The organism is Streptomyces sp. NPDC014891, from assembly GCF_043081085.1.
Taxonomy (GTDB): domain Bacteria; phylum Actinomycetota; class Actinomycetes; order Streptomycetales; family Streptomycetaceae; genus Streptomyces.
In genome coordinates this window covers 528,222-546,496 of the sequence record NZ_JBIBWF010000001.1, presented here as the reverse complement: position 1 = coordinate 546,496, position 18,275 = coordinate 528,222, and the positions used below count along the sequence as shown (strand labels likewise).

15 protein-coding genes are annotated in these 18,275 nt (G+C 68.6%); 13 read left to right on the top strand and 2 right to left on the bottom strand.

What is annotated here, in order from left to right; translation table 11 throughout:
• Positions 1 to 1,158 (top strand): flavodoxin-dependent (E)-4-hydroxy-3-methylbut-2-enyl-diphosphate synthase, encoded by a 1,158-nt coding sequence (ispG, locus tag ACF09E_RS02370; RefSeq protein WP_388796963.1) that lies wholly within the window; start codon positions 1 to 3, stop codon positions 1,156 to 1,158.
• Positions 1,159 to 1,257: 99 nt separating this feature from the next.
• On the opposite strand, the gene ACF09E_RS02365 is transcribed toward ispG, so the two are convergent.
• Positions 1,258 to 2,142: a LysR family transcriptional regulator gene (locus ACF09E_RS02365; RefSeq protein WP_392203448.1), complete on the bottom strand. Its 885-nt coding sequence runs from the start codon at positions 2,140 to 2,142 to the stop codon at positions 1,258 to 1,260.
• Between the two features lie 119 nt (positions 2,143 to 2,261).
• Here ACF09E_RS02365 and ACF09E_RS02360 point away from each other — a divergent pair, with 119 nt between their 5' ends.
• The 12 genes from ACF09E_RS02360 (at position 2,262) to sbnB (ending at position 17,560) form a co-directional block, all read left to right on the top strand.
• A complete protein-coding gene (locus ACF09E_RS02360) occupies positions 2,262 to 3,116 on the top strand; it encodes an alpha/beta fold hydrolase (protein WP_392203447.1) in 855 nt (284 codons plus the stop codon).
• Positions 3,117 to 3,720: 604 nt separating this feature from the next.
• On the top strand, positions 3,721 to 5,001 hold the full coding sequence (locus ACF09E_RS02355; RefSeq protein WP_392203446.1) for a condensation domain-containing protein: 1,281 nt from the start codon (positions 3,721 to 3,723) through the stop codon (positions 4,999 to 5,001).
• A 281-nt stretch (positions 5,002 to 5,282) separates the two neighbouring features.
• Positions 5,283 to 7,748 (top strand): ATP-grasp domain-containing protein, encoded by a 2,466-nt coding sequence (locus ACF09E_RS02350; protein WP_392203445.1) that lies wholly within the window; start codon positions 5,283 to 5,285, stop codon positions 7,746 to 7,748.
• Positions 7,745 to 9,049, top strand: coding sequence for an MFS transporter (locus ACF09E_RS02345; RefSeq protein ID WP_392203444.1), 1,305 nt, complete (start codon positions 7,745 to 7,747; stop codon positions 9,047 to 9,049). The genes ACF09E_RS02350 and ACF09E_RS02345 overlap by 4 nt, the downstream gene beginning before the upstream one ends.
• 57 nt (positions 9,050 to 9,106) lie before the next feature.
• Positions 9,107 to 9,418, top strand: a complete 312-nt coding sequence (locus ACF09E_RS02340; protein ID WP_392203443.1) for a hypothetical protein — start codon at positions 9,107 to 9,109, stop codon at positions 9,416 to 9,418.
• Positions 9,419 to 9,441: 23 nt separating this feature from the next.
• Complete coding sequence (locus tag ACF09E_RS02335) at positions 9,442 to 10,134, top strand: SDR family NAD(P)-dependent oxidoreductase (protein WP_392203442.1); 693 nt, start codon at positions 9,442 to 9,444, stop codon at positions 10,132 to 10,134.
• Entirely contained in the window at positions 10,134 to 11,504 is a 1,371-nt protein-coding gene (locus ACF09E_RS02330; protein ID WP_392203441.1) for an AMP-binding protein, read from the top strand. Before ACF09E_RS02335 ends, ACF09E_RS02330 begins: the two co-directional genes overlap by 1 nt.
• A complete protein-coding gene (locus ACF09E_RS02325) occupies positions 11,497 to 12,117 on the top strand; it encodes a hypothetical protein (RefSeq protein ID WP_392203440.1) in 621 nt (206 codons plus the stop codon). Before ACF09E_RS02330 ends, ACF09E_RS02325 begins: the two co-directional genes overlap by 8 nt.
• Positions 12,118 to 12,135: 18 nt before the next feature.
• Positions 12,136 to 13,848, top strand: coding sequence for a chloramphenicol-biosynthetic FADH2-dependent halogenase CmlS (gene cmlS, locus ACF09E_RS02320; RefSeq protein WP_392203439.1), 1,713 nt, complete (start codon positions 12,136 to 12,138; stop codon positions 13,846 to 13,848).
• A 220-nt stretch (positions 13,849 to 14,068) separates the two neighbouring features.
• Positions 14,069 to 15,421 carry a cation:proton antiporter gene (locus tag ACF09E_RS02315; protein ID WP_392203438.1) on the top strand — a complete coding sequence of 451 codons (1,353 nt, stop codon included), beginning with the start codon at positions 14,069 to 14,071 and terminating at the stop codon, positions 15,419 to 15,421.
• A gap of 197 nt (positions 15,422 to 15,618) precedes the next feature.
• Positions 15,619 to 16,584: a 2,3-diaminopropionate biosynthesis protein SbnA gene (gene sbnA / locus ACF09E_RS02310; protein WP_392203437.1), complete on the top strand. Its 966-nt coding sequence runs from the start codon at positions 15,619 to 15,621 to the stop codon at positions 16,582 to 16,584.
• The gene (sbnB, locus tag ACF09E_RS02305) at positions 16,577 to 17,560 is read left to right on the top strand and encodes a 2,3-diaminopropionate biosynthesis protein SbnB (protein ID WP_392203436.1); all 984 of its coding nucleotides are present in this window, start codon (positions 16,577 to 16,579) and stop codon (positions 17,558 to 17,560) included. The genes sbnA and sbnB overlap by 8 nt, the downstream gene beginning before the upstream one ends.
• Here sbnB and ACF09E_RS02300 read toward each other — a convergent pair.
• Positions 17,550 to 18,266, bottom strand: coding sequence for a 4'-phosphopantetheinyl transferase (locus ACF09E_RS02300; protein ID WP_392203435.1), 717 nt, complete (start codon positions 18,264 to 18,266; stop codon positions 17,550 to 17,552). The two genes, sbnB and ACF09E_RS02300, sit on opposite strands and share 11 nt — an antisense overlap.
• Positions 18,267 to 18,275 lie beyond the last annotated feature (9 nt).

Sequence of the window (18,275 nt, the reverse complement as noted above, 5' to 3'; positions counted from 1 at the left end):
ATGACGGTCGCGCTCGGCATCCCGTCGATGCCCGCCCCGGTACTCGCCGCCCGCCGCCCCACCCGCCAGCTCCAGGTCGGCAGGGTCGGCGTGGGCAGCCGGTCGCCGATCTCGGTGCAGTCGATGACGACCACACTCACCTCGGACGTCAACGCCACACTCCAGCAGATCGCCGAACTCACCGCCGCGGGCTGCGACATCGTACGGGTGGCCTGCCCCTCCCAGGACGACGCGGACGCACTGCCCGCGATCGCCGCCAAGTCGCCGATCCCAGTGATCGCGGACATCCACTTCCAGCCGCGGTACGTCTTCGCCGCCATCGAGGCGGGCTGCGCCGCGGTCCGCGTCAACCCCGGCAACATCAAGAAGTTCGACGACCGGGTCGCGGACATCGCCCGGGCCGCCAAGGACCACGGCACCCCCATCCGCATCGGCGTCAACGCCGGGTCCCTGGACGCCCGGCTGCTGAAGAAGCACGGCAGGGCCACTCCCGAGGCCCTGGTGGAGTCCGCGCTGTGGGAGGCGGGCCTCTTCGCCGAGCACGACTTCCACGACCTGAAGATCTCCGTGAAGCACAACGACCCCGTCGTCATGGTCCGCGCCTACGAACTCCTCGCCGAGGCCTGCGACTACCCCCTGCACCTCGGCGTCACCGAGGCCGGCCCCGCCTTCCAGGGCACCGTCAAGTCGGCCGTCGCCTTCGGCGCGCTGCTGCGCCAGGGCATCGGCGACACCGTCCGCGTCTCGCTCTCCGCGCCTCCGGTCGAGGAGGTCAAGGTCGCCGACCAGATCCTCCAGTCGCTCAACCTGCGCCCGCGGAAGCTGGACATCGTCTCCTGCCCGTCCTGCGGCCGCGCCCAGGTCGATGTCTACAAGCTCGCCGCCGAGGTGAGCGCCGGCCTGGAGGGCATGGAGGTGCCCCTGCGCGTCGCCGTGATGGGCTGTGTCGTCAACGGCCCGGGCGAGGCCCGCGAGGCCGACCTCGGCGTCGCCTCCGGCAACGGCAAGGGCCAGATCTTCGTCAAGGGCGAAGTCGTCAGGACCGTACCGGAGTCGAAGATCGTCGAGACCCTGATCGAGGAGGCGCTGCGGCTCGCCGACGCCTTCGACACCACCACCCTGGGCACCGGCGTCCCCGAGGTGACGGCCGTGGGCTGACGCCCCGGGCCTCCACTGCGGCGAGGGTGTCCCGCTCCCCGGGCGGGCACCCGTCCGCCCCGAACGCCCGGAGGAGAGCGGCGCGATGACCGACCCGCCTCACGGGACGAGTGCGTGGTCCAGGAACGCCCGGGCGACCGGAGTGCAGTCGTCGAGAGAGGGCACGGCCAGGGCGAGGGTCCTGCAGATCGGCAGGTCCAGAGGGCGGACGACCGCGTTGCCGAGATCTGTGGGCAGGCCCAGGGTGGGCACGATGCTGACCCCGAGACCGGCGTCCACCATCGCGATGATGGCCGACAGTTCGCCCGCCTCGTAGGCGATGTTGAGGGTGCCGCCGGCCTGATGCACGCCGCTCAGGATGACCGGACGGCATCCGCCGGTCGTCAGGATGAACGGCTCGTCCGCCAGCGCTCGCACGGCGACGGTCTGCGCCGAGGCGAGTGCGTGTTCCCTCGGCAGCAGCGCGACCATGGTGTCCGCGCCCAGCGGCACGGTGTGCACCCCGGGCTCCGGGAGGATGACCACGCCCACCTCCGCGGCTCCGTTCCCCAACCATGCGCGGATCTCCGGGCTGTAACCTTCCAGAACGCGCACGCTCACCTGGGGGTAGCGGTCACCGAACGAGCGCAGTCGAGCGGCGATCAGGGTGCCTGTGGCGCTCGGAAGACTCGCCAGCCGCAGGGAGCCCGCCACTTGCCCGGCCGCGGCCGCCACGTCGGAGCGGACCAGATCGAAGTGCCGGATCGTCTCGCGGGCCCGGGAGACGGCGCGCTGCCCGGCCTCCGTGAGGGCGATGCCTTCGCGACGCCGCAGCAGCAGCGCGGTGCCGAGATCGGCCTCCAGTGCCGCGATCGACCGGCTGACGTGTGGCTGAGACATACCGGTCTGCTCCGCCGCGGCAGTGAACCCGCCGTACTCGGCGACGGCCAGCAAGACCCGCAAGTGCGACAGTTGCACCCACTCCACCCCCTGTGGTTCGACCACTCACCAGCAGGTATGCCGATGGGTCCATACCTGCATGCCGGTGATGGTATTTGACGGGCATATATTCCGGCCAGGAAGGTCATGACCTCGAACGTTGAGTTCACGACTCCGGAGGCGACATGTCGTCCATAGCCGTCACTCGCAAGGCCGTCGACGTGGACGGTCTGCCCGCCAGCTACCTCACCGCGACCGGGCCGGACGGCCCCGCCGGCCGCCCGACCGTCCTCCTGCTGCACGGGACCTACTGGAGCCGGGTGTGGCTGCCGGTACTGACGGATCTGGCGGCGGCGGGGCTGCGGCCCATCGCCGTCGACCTGCCCGGGCTCGGCCAGTCGGCAGGCGAACTGGATGCCGAGTCCGCCACTGTGCCGGCGCTCGCCGACTGGGTGCGACGCTTCGCCGCGGCCGTCGGGGCCGACGAGCCGCTGCGGGTGGCGGGTCACGACATCGGAGGAGCGGTCGCCCAGCACCTCGCGGTCGGAGGGGGCACCGAGGTGGCCGGGCTGGCCCTGGTCAACTCGGTCACGTACGACTCGTGGCCGGTGCCGGGAGTGGAGCGGTTCCGGAACCCCGAAGTGGTGGCCGCCACGACCGTGGAGGAGCTGCTCGCCGCCCGGCGCACGGCGGTCACCGCCGCGCTGGGCCGGCCTGCCGCCGAGGAGGAGATCTCCGATTACCTCGAACCCTGGCGCAGCCGGCGCGTGGGGCGTTCCTGGATGGCCCTCGCCGGCGCGGCCGACAGCCGCTACACCCTCGACCTGGTTGCGGCACTGCGTCGCTCGGAGACGCCGAAGCTGCTCGTGTGGGGAGAGGACGACGGCTTCCAGGGCATCGCGTACGCCGAGCGCTTCGCCGAGGAGATGCCGCACACCGACCTGGTGCGCGTTCCGAACGCCGGGCACATCCCGATGGAGAACGACGCCAAGGCCGTCGCGGCGGCGCTCGCGGCGTTCTTCGCTCCGCACGGGGCGTGACCTGAGCGCGGGACGCGCTCCGGGGAAAGACGCCGAGGTATCAAAGGCGCTATCTCGTGGAATCAATGCCGCAGACCGAATGTGAATCGGAAATGTCCACCTCGGCCTGAAGGCGGAGTTCCATTTCCGCACTTACTGGGAAACCGTCTCGGAAAGCGGACGCCTCTTGACCGTACTCCGCCGGTGATCTAGGTTCAGACCATTGCAGCTGACATATTCCATTCGGACCCTTCGGTGCTGTTCGAGCCATGCGATGAGGCTGGTCGGAAACGGCTTCCGATGTCTGTGCGCATCCTTTGTCAAGGGTTGATCATCGGCGATCGAGTGTTGGCGCTGGCTCCGTGGATTATGGCTCCTTTCTACTAGCGATACCTTGAGGCTGGGCGTACTTTCGCGTATGCCCCGTGCCAATGGCGCCACGTCGGTTCTCAGGTATCTATTTCGGATCTCGAGAAGTTCTGTCCGGGGCCGGGTCGATCGCCCGAAGCCCTGGCGAAATAGATGCTGATCCGGACTGTGGTGAAACCCTGGCGCAAGACGACCGAGCAGAGGCATCGACGTCGCGACAGGTCCCATTGACGTCACGGCACGAATGGTTACTCATATGTACGCGAATGAAGTCGCCAGGGCTCCCCTCACCTTCGGGCAACTCTCGCTTGTGCGCTCCATCCGGAACATCGATCCCCTGGCGGCCAACCTCCCCCAGGTGTGGGAACTGCCGGAGGGGACCACGTCCCGGCAGGTCGAGGAGGCCCTGACCGTCCTGCTGGAGCGTCACGAGGCTCTGCGCACGCGGTACCAGGACCTCGACGGCGAGAACCCCACACAGATCGTTCTCGCGCCGCAGCCGGTCACCATCGCCGGCCCGCCGCAGGAGACCGACGCGACGAAGGCGGCGGATTCCCTCGGCGGCACGCCCTTCGACCTCGCGACCGAACCGCCCTGGCGCATGACCCTGGTCACGGAGAACGGTGCCCTCCGGTGGCTGGCCATCTGTCTCCACCACATCGCGACGGACGGCTGGTCGGTCAACCAGTTGCAGCGCGAGCTCCAGACGCTGCTCACCGTGGGGGCACTCCCCGGCGGTGAGGTCCCGACCTGCCGGGCACTGGCGGAGGAGCAGTGGTCCGACGCCAACGAGACACGCCGAAAGTCGGCCCGCAGGCACTGGCAGAAGGTCTTCCGCGGAGCACCGGCCATGGTGCGCGACCAGGCGCCCGAGTCGGTCAACGGCCGCTGGGGCCGCTACGGCACGGTGGAGCAGACCGAGGCCGTCCACCGGATCGCCCGGGCCCACCAGCTCTCGCTTCCGTCGGTCGTCCTCAGCGCCTACTGCCGCGCCGCCGCCCGGTACGACGGCCTGGACGAGATCATGGTCGCGGTCTTCACCAACAACCGCAGCGACCCGCGCTGGGAGAAGCTGCTCACGACCCAGGACCAGCTCATCCCCCTCATCGTCCCCGTCGGCCGGGACGAACCGTTCGGCGCCTTCGCAACCAAGGTCCACTGGGAGCTGTTCAAGTCCTACAGGCACGGCGAGCACCATGTCGACGACCTGCTGGACATCGCCGCCGAACACGGTTTCACGGGCACCGTGAACGGCTGCTTCGACGGATCGGCGAGCGGTCTCTTCACCTACTTCTTCAACTACATGGGTGAATACCAGAAGGACCGGCTCTCCGTCCCGGAAGGCCTGGAGACCGGCACCACCGGCCGCAACATCGGCGCGCCGCTCTACCTCCAGGTACAGGAGGGCGACGCCGTCGTCTCGACACTCCAGGAGAATTCCTCCTCGGTCGATTACGAGAGGATCACCGGAATTCTCCGCCTGATCGAGGAGATCCTCCTCACCGCCGCCCGGGCAGAGGACGCCCAGCCCGCGTAGTCCCGGCCGCTGATTCCGCGGCCTCCGTCGCGACATCGCCGGCAGACGAGGGCGACGGCTCTCTGTGTGTCTTTCTCTCACTCGGAATGGAGCCTGGGCGGAAGACCGTGACCGCCCGGAGGATTCCGCCTCCGTATTCCACGGCGTCAGGACGGACACAACGCCGCTGACGCCCCCGGGGACGACCCGATTCCCAGCCACCGAAGAGCCACCGACCGGTCGGACCACCAGTCGCGTATCACCGAATGCACTGCCCTGGAGGAATAGTGTCGAACCATGTCATGATCCTGCATCAATGGACCGATCGTTTCGCGGAGTACGAGTCGTACATCGACCACGCCGCCCACACGGTCACGTACATTGCCGCACCATGGTCGATCGACTCGATTCCCGGTACGGCCGCCGCGGTGAAGCAGATCGCCAGCACGGAGGACGCGGCCCTCCTCAGGGGAGCCGTCGACCAGCTCATCGCCGACTACGGCGTGCCTCACCGCATCGTGGCGCTCAACGAATCGGACCTCGACCTCGCCGCCGTCCTCCGCGAGGAACTGGGTGTCCCGGGCCAGACCCCGGAGGAACTCGCGCCGTTCCGCGACAAGCTGGTCATGGCGGAACGCCTGACCGAGGCCGGCGTCGCCGTCCCCGCGACCGCGCACGCTGCCGACCACCAAGTGGTGCACTCGTTCGCAGAGGAGCACGGCTGGCCCGTCCTTCTCAAGCCCGCGTGCGGTACGTCCAGCATCGGCGTCACGCGCCTCGACTCCGCCGCGGACCTCGCCGCGTTCGTCTTCCCGCCCGACGAGTTCCTCCTGGTGCAGCCCTACCTCCCGCACGAGATCCTGCACGTCGACGGGGTCGCCCTGGGGGACGGGGCGGGGCTCGGAGCCTGGCGGGCGTCCCGCTACGTCAACACCTGCTTCGACTACACCAAGGGCGAGCCGCTGGGATCGGTCGAGATCGACGACCCGGTACTCCTGGCCCGCGTGGAGGACTTCACCACGCGCACCACCGCCGCCCTCGGCGGTGGTCCCGTCGTCTTCCACCTCGAGCTCTTCGTCGCCGGCCCGCAGGACGCGCCGGAGGTCCGGTTCCTGGAGATCGGAGCCCGGCCCGGCGGTGCCGAGATCCCGTTCCTGTGGCGCGAGATCCACGGCATCGACCTCATGAAGGCCACCTTCATGATCCAGATGGGGGAACCGGTCCCCGACGAGGCGCGTTCGTTGCCGCCTGTCGAGGAGACCGAGCGCGTCGGCTGGCTGCTGATGAAGACGCCGGAGGTACGGCCCTGCCGCGTCATCGCGTCCGAGCTTCCCCTGTCCGGCGAGGAGGGCCCGTACGAGACCGTCCGCCCGATCCGGGGACAGACGATCGTCGCCACCCCTGGGTACGAGCACGGCTACGAGAACTCCGGAGCGCGCTTCCGGTTCCGCGGGCGCTCCAGCGCCGAGGTGCTGGCCAAGGTCGAACGGACCGTCGCCGCATACGACTTCCGCTGCCGCCCCGTCGACCCGGCAGCGCCCGACCTGGTCGTCTTCGTGGGCTCCGGCGAGCGCGTCTACCGCGAGTACGCGTACAAGGCGGTCGCCGGAGGTGCCCGGATCGCCCTCGTGAGCACCTCGGACGCGACCTGGGAGCACACGTACATCACGGGTCACCGGCGGGTTCCCGACACCGGGCCCGACTCGCTGGTGGAGGCGATCGGCGATCTCTTCGCGGAGCACGACGGCAACGTCGGCGTCATGACCTGGGCCGAGGTCCTCCTGGAGGACACCGCCGCCGCGGCCGCGCGGCTCGGGATGCGCCACATGTCGCCGGCGGCCGCCGCGAACTGCCGGGACAAGCTCTCCACCCGGACCCGTCAGACCACCGGCCTCGTCCGGTTCGCCCGCGTCGACACCGAGGAGCAGGCACTGGAGGCCGCCGAGTCCTTCGGCTATCCGGTCGTCGTCAAGCCGCGCTCCCTCGCGGGCAGCGTGGGCGTGGCCCAGGCGAACGACCGGGAGGAACTCGCCGAGCACTTCGCCATGACCTCGGCGAGCAGCTTCCCCGGACTCACCCCGCTCGGCGGCTCGATCGTGGAGGAGTACGTCGACGGCCCCGAGATCAGTGTCGACTCCGTCGTCTTCCAGGGCGACGTGCAGCCGGTGAACGTGGCGCGCAAGCGCCTCGGCTTCGAGCCCTACTGCCAGGAGGTCGGACACCTCGTCGCCCCCTGGCGCGACGAGGAATGGGCCGACGAGGTGCGGCGCATGCTCGTCCAGACCCACCGCGACCTGGGTATCACCGACGGCGTGACGCACGCGGAGGTACGGCTGTCGGCGTCGGGGCCGAAGCTCATCGAGCTCAACGGCCGGCTCGGCGGCGACTTCATCCCCCTCCTCGGCCACCTCGCCACCGGTGTCGACCTGACGTCCGCCGCGGTGTCGATCGCGCTGGGGCACCGGCCCGACACCGAGCAGTCGCGCGACCGGTGCGTCGAGATCAGGTTCCTCTTCCCGGCCGAGGACGGGACCGTCGAGGCCGTCGACACCGCGGCCGCCGAAGAGCTCGACGGGGTCGTGGAGGTGGTGCGTCTGGTGCAGCCGCCCATCCCGCTTCAGCTGCCCCCGCGCGGGCTGGAGCCGCGGGTGCTCGCCGTCATCGTCACCGGCGACAGCCCCGAGGAGTGCCGCGGCATCCTCGACAAGGCGGAGTCGCTCATCGACATCCGGCTCACCCCGCTCTCGCCGACGGCGGCCGAGCGATGATCAGGAGGTCCGTCAAGAAGCTGGTCGGCGACTACTCGCTCCCCGGGCGGAACCACCGCATCATCGCCGTCGGAGTCGTCGTCAACGCCTCCGGCAGCGGGTTCTACCTGACCGGCAGCACGCTGTACTTCCTGAAGGGCATCGGCCTGACCGCGGCCCAGGTCGGACTCGGACTGACCATCGCCGGCCTCGTCGGATTCCTGACCACGGTCCCCGTCACGCTCCTCGCGAAACGTCTCGGCCCGCTCACCCTGCTGCGGTCGCTCCAGTTGTGGCGCGCCGCCTGGCTGGTGGCGCTCGCCTTCTCCGAGGGCATGGCCACGTTCACCCTGTGCGCCTCCATGGTCATGGTGTCGCAGGGGCCGATCTTTCCCATGGTCCAGATCCTGGTCAACACGACCGCGGGCAGCGCCGACCGTACCCGCATGCTCGGTGTGATCAGTTCCGTCATCAACGTCGGCATGTCGATCGGCACCCTGGCGGCGGCACCGCTGATCTCGATGGGCGGACTGCCCTGGCTGCGGTCGGTGATCCTGGCCGGAGCCGCGTGCAGCGTGTTGTCCTCACTGGTCTTCCGGCTCCTGGACGTCGACACCTCGTCCGCGGAGCCGACCGCGCAGAAGTGGTACGCCGGCCTCGTCGACGTCGCGAAGGACCGCACCTACCTGGCCCTCTCCACCGTCAACGGCATCCTCTTCCTGCACCCCGTCCTCCTCGGCGTCGCCATCCCGCTGTGGCTCGTCGAGGCCACGAACGCCCCCGAGGCCCTGCTCAGCGTTCTCCTCTTCCTCAACACCGTCCTCGCGATCGTCTTCCAGGTGCACTTCGCGAAGAACATCAGGAGCACCGCGGACGGCACCCGCTCCCTCCTGCGGTCCGGCCTGACGCTCGGCCTCTTCAGCCTGGCGCTGATCCCGACGCTGTACACCGACGTCTGGCTGAGCATCGCGATCCTGGTCGTGGCGACCATCCTGCTCACCTGCGGCGAGCTGTTCCAGGGCGCGGGGGCGTGGGAGCTGTCGATCCGCCACGCACCGGAGTCCAAGCGGGCCGAGTACCTGGCCGTGTTCAGCCTCGGTGGTTCCATCGCGAACATCGTGGGCCCCGCTCTCGTCGCGGTGCTCATCACCTGGGGAGCGTCCGGAATGGTCGTCCTCGCGTCGCTCTTCGCCGTCGCGGCCGGTCTGATCACGGCGGTCGGCGGCAGGCTCGCGCGCTCCGAGCCGGCAGAGGCGGTGCCCGGAGCATCCGCCACGGGAGCTCCCTCGGCCGGCGCGCCCTCCGCGGAACCGGCCCCCTGAGAGTCCCCACCCGCCCTCCGGCGGCGACCCCCTGAGTCCAGAGAAGGAAAGAAGACCATGCAGGAAAAGCTCCTCGCCCTCATCCTCGGCGTCATCGAGGAACTGAACGAGAGACGCGACGAGAAGATCCCCACGGACAATCCCATGGAGGTGAGCTTCTACGGGAACTCGGCCGTCTTCGACTCGATGCAGCTGGTGAACTTCCTCGCGCGCGTCGAGGAGGCGATCGAGGACGAGTACGACGTCGAGGTCTCACTGACCTCCGAGAAGGCCGTATCGCAGCGGATCAGCCCCTTCAGCAGCGCCCGCCGACTCATCGAGTTCGCCATCGGTGAGCTCGAGGAGGCCGGCGTCACGGCAGACGCCTGAGCGGCGGCGAGACCGTGGCGACCATGCTGATCACCGGGACCCGCACCGGGATCGGAAAGTCCTTGGCGGAGCACTTCCTGGGGCGCGGGTACACCGTGATCGGTTGCAGCAGACGTTCCTCCACGATCGAGCACCCCGCGTACCGCCACTTCGAGGTGGACCTGACCGAATCGCAGCAGCTGAAGCGCATGTTCCGGGCCGTCCGGCAGGAGTTCGGCCACCTCGACAGCGTGGTCAACAACGCCGGGACCGCGACCATGAACCACTTCATGCTGACCCCCGAGGAAACGACCCGGAAGATCTTCGACATCAACTTCTTCGCGATGCTCGGGTGCAGTCGCGAGGCGACCAAACTGCTGCAGAGGAGCGAACGGGCGAGCACGTCCATCCTCAACATCTCGACCGTCGCCGTCCCGTGGGCCCTCGACGGCCAGCTGGTCTACGCGGCGAGCAAGAGCGCCGTCGAGCAGGCGACCCGGGTCATGAGCAAGGAACTGGCGTCCTTCGGCATTCGAGTGAACGCCCTGGGGCTGCCGATCGTCAGGACCGTCCTGACACGAACGCTTCCGGACGAGGCGAGGGCGAACGCCCTCGCGCGGCAGACCATCGACCGCATGTGCGAGTTCGATGACCTGGTCGGGCCGGTCGAGTTCCTGACGTCGGAGCGGTCCGGATTCGTCACCGGCGAAACGCTCTATCTGGGAGGAGTGCACTAGTGCGCGACACACTGACGGCCCGGCTGAGGAGCCTGGACGACCGCGCCGCCGTCGTCGACCGCGGCCTCACCCGTTCCTACGGGGAACTGGCCGACGAGATCGACCGGCTGGGGGCGCTGTTCGATGCCTCCGGCATGGACGCGGGGGCGACGGTCGTCCTTCATGGCGACTTCTCCTTCTCGCAGATCGCGGCGTTCTACGCCCTCTACCTGCGGCGGAGCATCGTCGTCCCCGTCGTGTCCTTCACCGAGGCCAGCCACGAGGCGGTACGGACCACCTGTCGTGCCGAGTACGTCGTCGACGTGGGCGACGACGTGACCGTCGAGCGCTGCGATCCGGCCGGCGGCGAGGCGTCCGAGCGCGTCGACTCCCTCCGGGCCGGCGGGGAGTCGGGTCTCATCCTGCTCTCCAGCGGCTCGACGGGGAAGCCGAAGGCGATCCTCCACAACCTCGACGCGATCTTCGCGGAGAAGGCGGATGCGCCCGAGCACGTCAGCCGGACTCCCCGCAACGTCCTGCTCTTCCTGCTGGCCGACCACATCGGCGGGATCAACTCGCTCCTCGGGGTTCTGCGTTCGCGGGCGAGCGCCGTCATCCCCGCCGAGCGGACCCCCGGTGAGATCTGCGCGCTCGTCGAGAAGTACGGCATCCGGCTGCTGCCGACCAGCCCGACCTTCCTGAACCTCGTCCTGATCGGCGGGTTCCACGAGAAGCACGACCTGTCGAGTCTGAAACTCATCACGTACGGGACCGAGCCGATGCCCGAGGAACTCCTCAAGCGGGTGCACGCGGCGCTCCCGGGGGCCCGACTGCTCCAGACCTTCGGGACGAGCGAGACCGGCATCTCGACGACCAGCAGCAAGTCCTCCTCCAGCACCTCCTTCCGGATCGAGGACGACGGATCCGAGTACCGCATCGTCGACGGCGAGCTCCAGCTGCGGACGAGAACCCAGTTCCTCGGATACCTGAACTACTCCGACGAAGCCGTCACCGAGGACGGCTGGTTCCGCACCGGCGACCTGGTCGAGGAGACCGGGGACGGCTACATCAGGGTCAAGGGCCGAGCGGCCGAGGTCATCAACGTCGGGGGCGAGAAGGTCCTTCCGCTCGAACTGGAGTCCGTTCTCCTCGGCAGTCCCGAGATCTCCGACTGCGTGGTCTTCGGCATGCCCAACTCCATCACCGGTCAGGCGGTCCACGTCGAGGTGGTACCGGCCGGAGACCTCTCCAAGGCCGAACTGCGGCGCCACATCAGGGACTTCCTCGACGGCAAGGTCGAGCCGTTCAAGATGCCGGCCAAGGTCACCATCGTCGCCCAGACGGCCTTCTCGGCCCGCTTCAAGAAGGACAGGAAGCTGAACCGTGGCTGACGTCGTGCTCCTCGGAGCCTCCAAGTTCGCCGCCGAAGTCGCCCGCTACGTGAGTGGCGCGGGGCACTCCGTCGACCGCTTCCTCGCCCTCCCCGGGGAGGAGATCACCGTTCCGGAAGGACGGTGGGAGGACATCTCCAGGGAGGCGCTGCCCGACGGCACCCCGGTCGTCCTGGCCGTGGCGGACATGCGGCTCCGGGCGGTGGCCGTCCGGGACTACATCGAGGCGTGGAACCTCGACGCCGTCAACGTGGTCGACTCCACCTCGACCGTGGAGGAGGGCGCCCTGCGGGGGGTCGGGAACGTCATCGGCCCCGAGAACTACGTAGGGGTCAACGCCACCCTCGGCAGCTTCAACGTCCTCCACTACAAGTCGAGCATCGGCAACCACTCGCACGTGGGCTCGCTGAACTTCATCTCGCCGAACTTCCACACCGGCAACACGGTCACGATCGGCTCCGGGAACTTCATCGGCATCGGCTGTCAGCTGGCGCCAGGCGTCACGGTCGGTGACGACTGCCGCATCCAGGCGGGGCTCACCCTCTTCGAGGACGCCGTGGACGCCCGTTCCTACCTCGCGCCCAGCCGCATCAAGTCCCTTCCCATCCAGTAGACCCGTAAGGACATCGCGATGAACCAGCAGCGTGTGGCCATCATCGGAGCCGGCCCGACCGGCTGTGCGGCGGCCCTCACCCTGAACAGGCTCGGCCACGAGGCCGTGGTCTTCGAACGGGGCTCCTTCCCGCGCTACCGGGTCGGAGAGTCCTTCCTGCCGGGCTCCCTCTCGATCTACAACCGCCTCGGCCTGGAGGACAAGATCAAGGAGGCCGGCTTCCTCAAGAAGCCGTCGGCGACCTTCCTCTGGGGCAAGGGGGAGGTGCCCTGGACGTTCTCCTTCTCCACCCCGAGGACCGCCCCGTGGGTCCTCGACCACGCCATCCAGGTCGATCGCGGCGAGTTCGACCTCATGCTCGTCGACGAGGTCCGCGAGCGCGGCATCCCCCTCCACATGGACACCCCCGTGACCGACGTGGACATCTCCGACCCGGATCGCGTCACCGTCTCGTACAAGCTCGCGGGCGAGACCACGGACGACACCTTCGACTACGTCATCGATGCCGGGGGCTCCGGCGGACCGCTCGCCCGCCGGCTGAAGAAGCGCCGCTACGACGAGTACTTCCGGAGCTTCGCGATCTGGTCGTACTTCAAGAAGGCCGACCCGTTCGAGGGCGACCTCAAGGGCACCACCTTCTCCATCACCTTCGAGGACGGCTGGGTCTGGATGATCCCGCTCAAGGGCGACGTGTACAGCGTCGGCCTCGTGGTCGACCGCTCGAAGGCCGACGAGGTCAAGGAGCGCGGCTACGAGGAGTTCTACACCTCGACGCTGGCGAAGGCCGACCGCGCCATGGCCATCCTCGACGGGGCCGAGCGCTGTGACCAGGTGCGCATCGTGCACGACTGGTCCTACGACTCGGAGCAGTACTCGGACGCACGCTGGTTCCTCAGCGGCGACGCCGCCGCCTTCACCGACCCGCTGTTCTCGCAGGGTGTCCAGATGGCCGCCCAGTCGGCGGTGTCCGCCGCGGCCGCCATCGACCGCCTCAGCGCACACCCCGACGAGGCCGAGACCGTGCACGCCTGGTACACCCGCGCCTACCAGGAGACCTACGAGAAGTACCACGAGTTCCTGGCCGCCTTCTACACGATGGCCTCGTTCAGCGAACCGGACTCCGAGTTCTGGTCCAAGCGCCGGATCCGCGAGTCCGACGACGACCGTGTCGAGCGCCGCCGCTGGTTCGGCAATCTGGTCGACGCGGAAGACGGCTCGGGATGGTCGGCCGAGGTGTTCCGGGAGCGCGCCACCACGATGATGAGCATCGGGCGCCACCAGCGGGACGGACTGAGCTCCGAGTTCTCCGACGACGAACTCGTCCCCGCCCGCGTGCAGTGGGTCGCGAACCTGAACAAGGCGCTGCGGAAGATCACGCGGCTCGAATGGGTGGGGGAGGAGGTCCTCCTCAAGCCCTACTACAAGATCGACCCGATCGACTTCCGCCTCATGCCCAAGCAGGTGGTCGCGAACGAGTCCGGCCGCGAGATGGTCAAATGGCGCCTGGACGAGCGGCACCAGAAGATCCTCCAGCGCATGCAGCAGGAGAACTTCGGCTTCAAGGAGCTGGAGAGCGAGCTGGCCGGTGCCGACGGCGGCGACGTCAGTTCCCAGATCATCATCCGCCTCTTCGAGGCCGGCCTGCTGCGCGGCTTCGACAAGAACGGCGACCGCGTCGTCATCCAGGACCGCCTCCGGTTCGACGGCGTCGGGACCGAGTACGAGGTGTAGGGAACCTCCCCCACCCTCTCCCCTCCGCGCGCAGCCCACACCTCGGCGGGTCCGTCTCCCCGGTCCGGCGTGACGCCGGCCCCCGGACGGGGCTGAACGCCCCCCCACATGACCGCGACGCGTCACCGCCCGACCGGCGACCTGCCGCCCCCCCACGGGCGGTCGTCGCCGGCCGTTTCCCTCAGCGACATCGACAGAGAGAACACGTATGTCTAGATCCGTGCAGATCGCTGCCGCGGTCACCGACAAGAACCTCGAACTGGTTCTCAAGGTGCTTCCGGCCATCGTCGTCATCATGGCCGCCTCCTGGGCATGTGGCCGCCTCGCCCTGATGGTGAAGCAGCCACGCGTGCTCGGTGAGATGGTCGCCGGCGTCCTCCTCGGACCGACGCTCCTCGGTGCCGTGTGGCCCGATGGACAGAAGTTCATCTTCCCGCCCGAGGTCAAGCCGATCCTCTACGTCCTCAGCACCATCGGCCTCACCCTGTTCATGTTCCTGGTCGGCGTCGGCTTCGACCACAGTGGCGGCACCAACGGGAAGCAGGAGGCCAGACGAGCCGGTCTGCTGGCGGTCTCCGGCATGGTCCCCTCGCTGCTGCTGGGCGGAGCCGTGGGCTGGTTGACGTACGACAGCCTGTCCAAGCCCGGCGTCGGCAGTATCGAGTTCATGCTCTTCCTCGGCGGCGCCCTGTCCATCACCGCCTTCCCGATGCTGGCGCGCATCCTGTACGAGCGGAAGCTGCAGAACACCTCGCTCGGCCGGATGACCCTCCTCGGGGCCTCCTTCGACGACGCGGCCGCCTGGTGCTTCCTCGCCGTGATCTCGGCCATGCACGCCGACGCCGGCGGAGCGAAGGCCCTCGTGACCATCGGCCTCTCCGTCGCCTTCGTGGCCGTCATGCTCCTGGTCGTGCGCCCCCTCCTGAAGCCGCTCGGCGAGCGTGTCCAGCGGACCGGAGAGTTCGGCCTCGACCAGATGTACCTGGTGCTCGGCGTCGTCATCGCCGCCGGCTTCTTCACCGACTACATCGGCATCTACTCGGTGTTCGGAGGATTCGTCGCAGGCCTGGCCATGCCGAATCACCCCGCGTTCCGCGAAGCCGTGCTCAAGCGCATGATGGACGTCGTCACCACCCTGCTGCTCCCGATCTTCTTCACCTTCTCCGGGCTGAACACCCAGCTGAACGGCCTCGGCGGGTGGGCCGTGATCGGGCCCTTCCTGCTCATCCTCGTCGCGGGGTTCGTCGGGAAGTACTTCGGCTGCGGCCTCGCGCTGCGCGGGGCGGGCCTCTCGTGGCGCAAGTCCCTCGCCATCGGGGGTCTGATGAACGCGCGTGGCCTGATGATCCTGATCTTCATCAACATCGGTCTGGCGCAGGGAATCATCGGCCAGGAGGTCTTCTCCATGCTGGTCCTCGTCGCCGTCATCACCACCGCCCTCGCCATGCCGCTCTACCGGTGGGCGATGCCCGACCACGTGGAGCGGGAGATGCTGATCGAGGAGGGAGTGCTCGTGGAGCAGGCTCCGGAGCCCCGCGGCGACCAGCGAGAACTGGTCGGGTCCGCCGGCTAGACCGCTCTTCGTGGCTGCGGGGTGCCGGACCGCTCGGCCGTCGGGCGCCCCGCCCCCGACGCGCGGCAGCACCGCATCCGTATCGGCCGGTCGGTGCGGGTCGTCACGATCGACGTGACATGCGATCCGACACTTCGTCGATTCCCAGAGCCTCGATCGTTCGGCCTGCTCTGCACCCGCTGTTGGAAGGATGTCCGATGATTTACCAGAACGCGACAGAGATCGTTCACGACGACGTCTTCCTGGCGCTCCCTGACTTTCTGCCCGGCTCGGACGTCTTCCTGAAGATCGAGGGGCTCAACCCCGCGAGCTCCATCAAGTTCAAGGCCGCGATCAACCTCGTGGAGCAGGCCGAGAAGGCCGGGACCCTGGTTCCCGGCATGAGCCGGGTCGTCGAGTCCTCTTCGGGAAACCTCGGAATCGCCCTCAGCATCGTCTGCGCGATCAAGGGCTACCCGCTGACCGTCGTCGCGGACCTGAACACGGTCGATTCGGCGGTGCTGGCGATGGAGGCACTCGGGGCGGAGGTCGTCATCATCGACGAGCCCGACGCCAACGGGGGGTTCCTCGTCCAGCGCCTGGCTCTCGTGGCCGAGATGCTGAACGCCGACCCGCACCTGGTGTGGCTGAACCAGTACAAGAGCCGGGCGAACGTGGAGGCGCACAGGGACACCACGGCCCGCTCGATCGACCGGGAGTTCGGCCCCATCGACTACCTCTTCGTCGGTGTCGGCACCTCGGGAACGCTGATGGGATGCCTGGAGTACCGGCGCGAGAACGGCCTGTCGCACCGCATCGTCGGTGTCGACGCCGAGGGATCGATCACCTTCGGCGGCAGCGCCAAGCGCCGCTACATCCCGGGGCTCGGCTCCAGCCGGCTTCCGGAGATCTACTCCGACGACGGCACCTTCCACAAGGTGCTCGTACCGGAGAACGAGAGCGTGGCGCAGTGCCACCACGTGGCTCGCGCGTACGGCCTCCTGGTCGGAGGATCGACCGGCACGGTACTCGCGGGGGTGCGAAGAATGCGGGACGACATACCTCCCGGCTCCCGGGTCGTCGTGATCTCCCCCGACCTGGGAGACAAGTACCTCTCCACCCTCTACTCCGAACGGTGGCTGAACGACCACCCGACCCTGATCAAGGAGCACAGCAGTGTCTGACTTCATCGTCGTCGCCGGTCCCGACATCGCCGGCATCCTCGGCGGCGACAAGGCGAAGGTCCGGGACATCGTCGCGTCGACCTACCGCCTCCACGACGCGGGCGACACCATCAACCCGGACAGCTACTTCCTCCGCTTCCCGCACAAGCCCGACTCCCGGGTCATCGCGCTCCCCGCCTACATCGGGGCCGACGTGAACCGGATGGGCATCAAGTGGATCTCCAGCTTCCCGGGCAACCTGTCGCGCGGCATCCCCCGGGCCTCGGCGGTGCTGATCCTCAACGACTTCGAGACGGGCCGCCCGCTGGCGTGCCTGGAGTCCGCGCACATCAGCGCCGCACGCACGGCCGCGTCGGCGGCGGTCGCCGCGGAGAGGCTGTGCACGAAGGCCGGCATCACCGTGGGCGTCGTCGGCACCGGGGTGATCGCGTCCACCATCCTCGACCACCTGCACAGCTCCACGGTCGACATCGCCCACGTCATCGCCCACGACCTCGACCAGGAGCGGGCCGAGGGATTCGCGGAGCGGGTGCGCGCCGAGACCGGACTGGACGTCGGCCCGGCCGGACTCGATGCGGTGCTGAAGGCCGACCTGGTCGTCTTCGCGACCACGGCGGGCGAGCCCTACGTGGACGTCGACCACCGGTTCACGCCGGACCAGGTGGTCCTCAACATCTCCCTGCGGGACCTGCCCCCCGAGGTCATCCTGGCTTCCACCAACATCGTCGACGACATCGACCACTGCCTGAAGGCCGACACCTCCCCGCACCTGGCAGAACAGGCCACAGGGAACAGGGAGTTCGTCCACGGCACGCTGGGCGGTCTGCTGAACGGGACGTTCGAGGTCCCGAGCGGAAGGCCCGTGATCTTCTCCCCGTTCGGACTGGGCGTGCTCGACATCGCCGTCGGCAGCTACGTGATGGACCGAGCTCTCGAAGCGGGAAAGGCCACCGTCATCGACGGATTCACCGAATGACCGCCGAGGTCACGACGTGGCCCTCGGCAAGGGGGCCGCTGACCGCCCAGCGGCCGAGGACCCTGGGCACGCCGGCAGCCGTGCCCTCCGGCGAGTCCGGTGGCACGCTCGCCGTGAAGGTCCCTGCGGCCGGGTCGATGGCGATGGCGCAGTCGCGGATGTCGAACCACCGCCGGGTCACCGGGAACCACGCTTTGTAGACGCTCTCCTTGGCGCTGAACATGACCCGGTCCCACGCCACTTCCGGATGCTCCGAGCGCAGCACGGCCAGATGGTCCGACTCCTCCGCGCCGGCGATCCTTCTGAGCGCAGGGGTGGGGAGGCGGTCATGGGGCTCGGCGTCGATGCCCAGGGCGAGGACGTCGGCGGTGGCCGCGACGGCAGCGGCCCGGTACCCGTCACAGTGGGTCAGACAACCGGTGTACCCGGATGGCCACGTCGGGTACTGGACCAGGAACTCGGCCCCGGTCGCGGTGGGGATCAGCGGACCGAGTGGTGCGCCCATCGACGCCAGGGCCCGGCGGGCGCACCACCGGACGTCCTGGAACTCGCGGCGACGGAGCGGGGCGGCCCCGGCGATGTATTCCGCCTCAGCCGGGAACAGAGTGAGCTCATGGCCGACCGCCCATGACTCCACGCCTGTGACATCGACCGGAAGGACGTGCGAGAGGAGACGCGCAGCCTGGTCGCCGGAAGGTGGGTGCATGGTGTCGGT

Excerpts from the sequence above, each read along its gene's own strand:
- sbnA (WP_392203437.1), top strand. The coding sequence starts at position 15,619 with ATGATTTACCAGAACGCGACAGAGATCGTTCACGACGACGTCTTCCTG.
- ispG (WP_388796963.1), top strand. The coding sequence starts at position 1 with ATGACGGTCGCGCTCGGCATCCCGTCGATGCCCGCCCCGGTACTCGCC.
- ACF09E_RS02350 (WP_392203445.1), top strand. The coding sequence starts at position 5,283 with ATGATCCTGCATCAATGGACCGATCGTTTCGCGGAGTACGAGTCGTAC.
- ACF09E_RS02335 (WP_392203442.1), top strand. The coding sequence starts at position 9,442 with ATGCTGATCACCGGGACCCGCACCGGGATCGGAAAGTCCTTGGCGGAG.
- ACF09E_RS02360 (WP_392203447.1), top strand. The coding sequence starts at position 2,262 with ATGTCGTCCATAGCCGTCACTCGCAAGGCCGTCGACGTGGACGGTCTG.
- cmlS (WP_392203439.1), top strand. The coding sequence starts at position 12,136 with ATGAACCAGCAGCGTGTGGCCATCATCGGAGCCGGCCCGACCGGCTGT.
- ACF09E_RS02355 (WP_392203446.1), top strand. The coding sequence starts at position 3,721 with ATGTACGCGAATGAAGTCGCCAGGGCTCCCCTCACCTTCGGGCAACTC.
- ACF09E_RS02345 (WP_392203444.1), top strand. The coding sequence starts at position 7,745 with ATGATCAGGAGGTCCGTCAAGAAGCTGGTCGGCGACTACTCGCTCCCC.
- ACF09E_RS02300 (WP_392203435.1), bottom strand. The coding sequence starts at position 18,266 with ATGCACCCACCTTCCGGCGACCAGGCTGCGCGTCTCCTCTCGCACGTC.
- ACF09E_RS02340 (WP_392203443.1), top strand. The coding sequence starts at position 9,107 with ATGCAGGAAAAGCTCCTCGCCCTCATCCTCGGCGTCATCGAGGAACTG.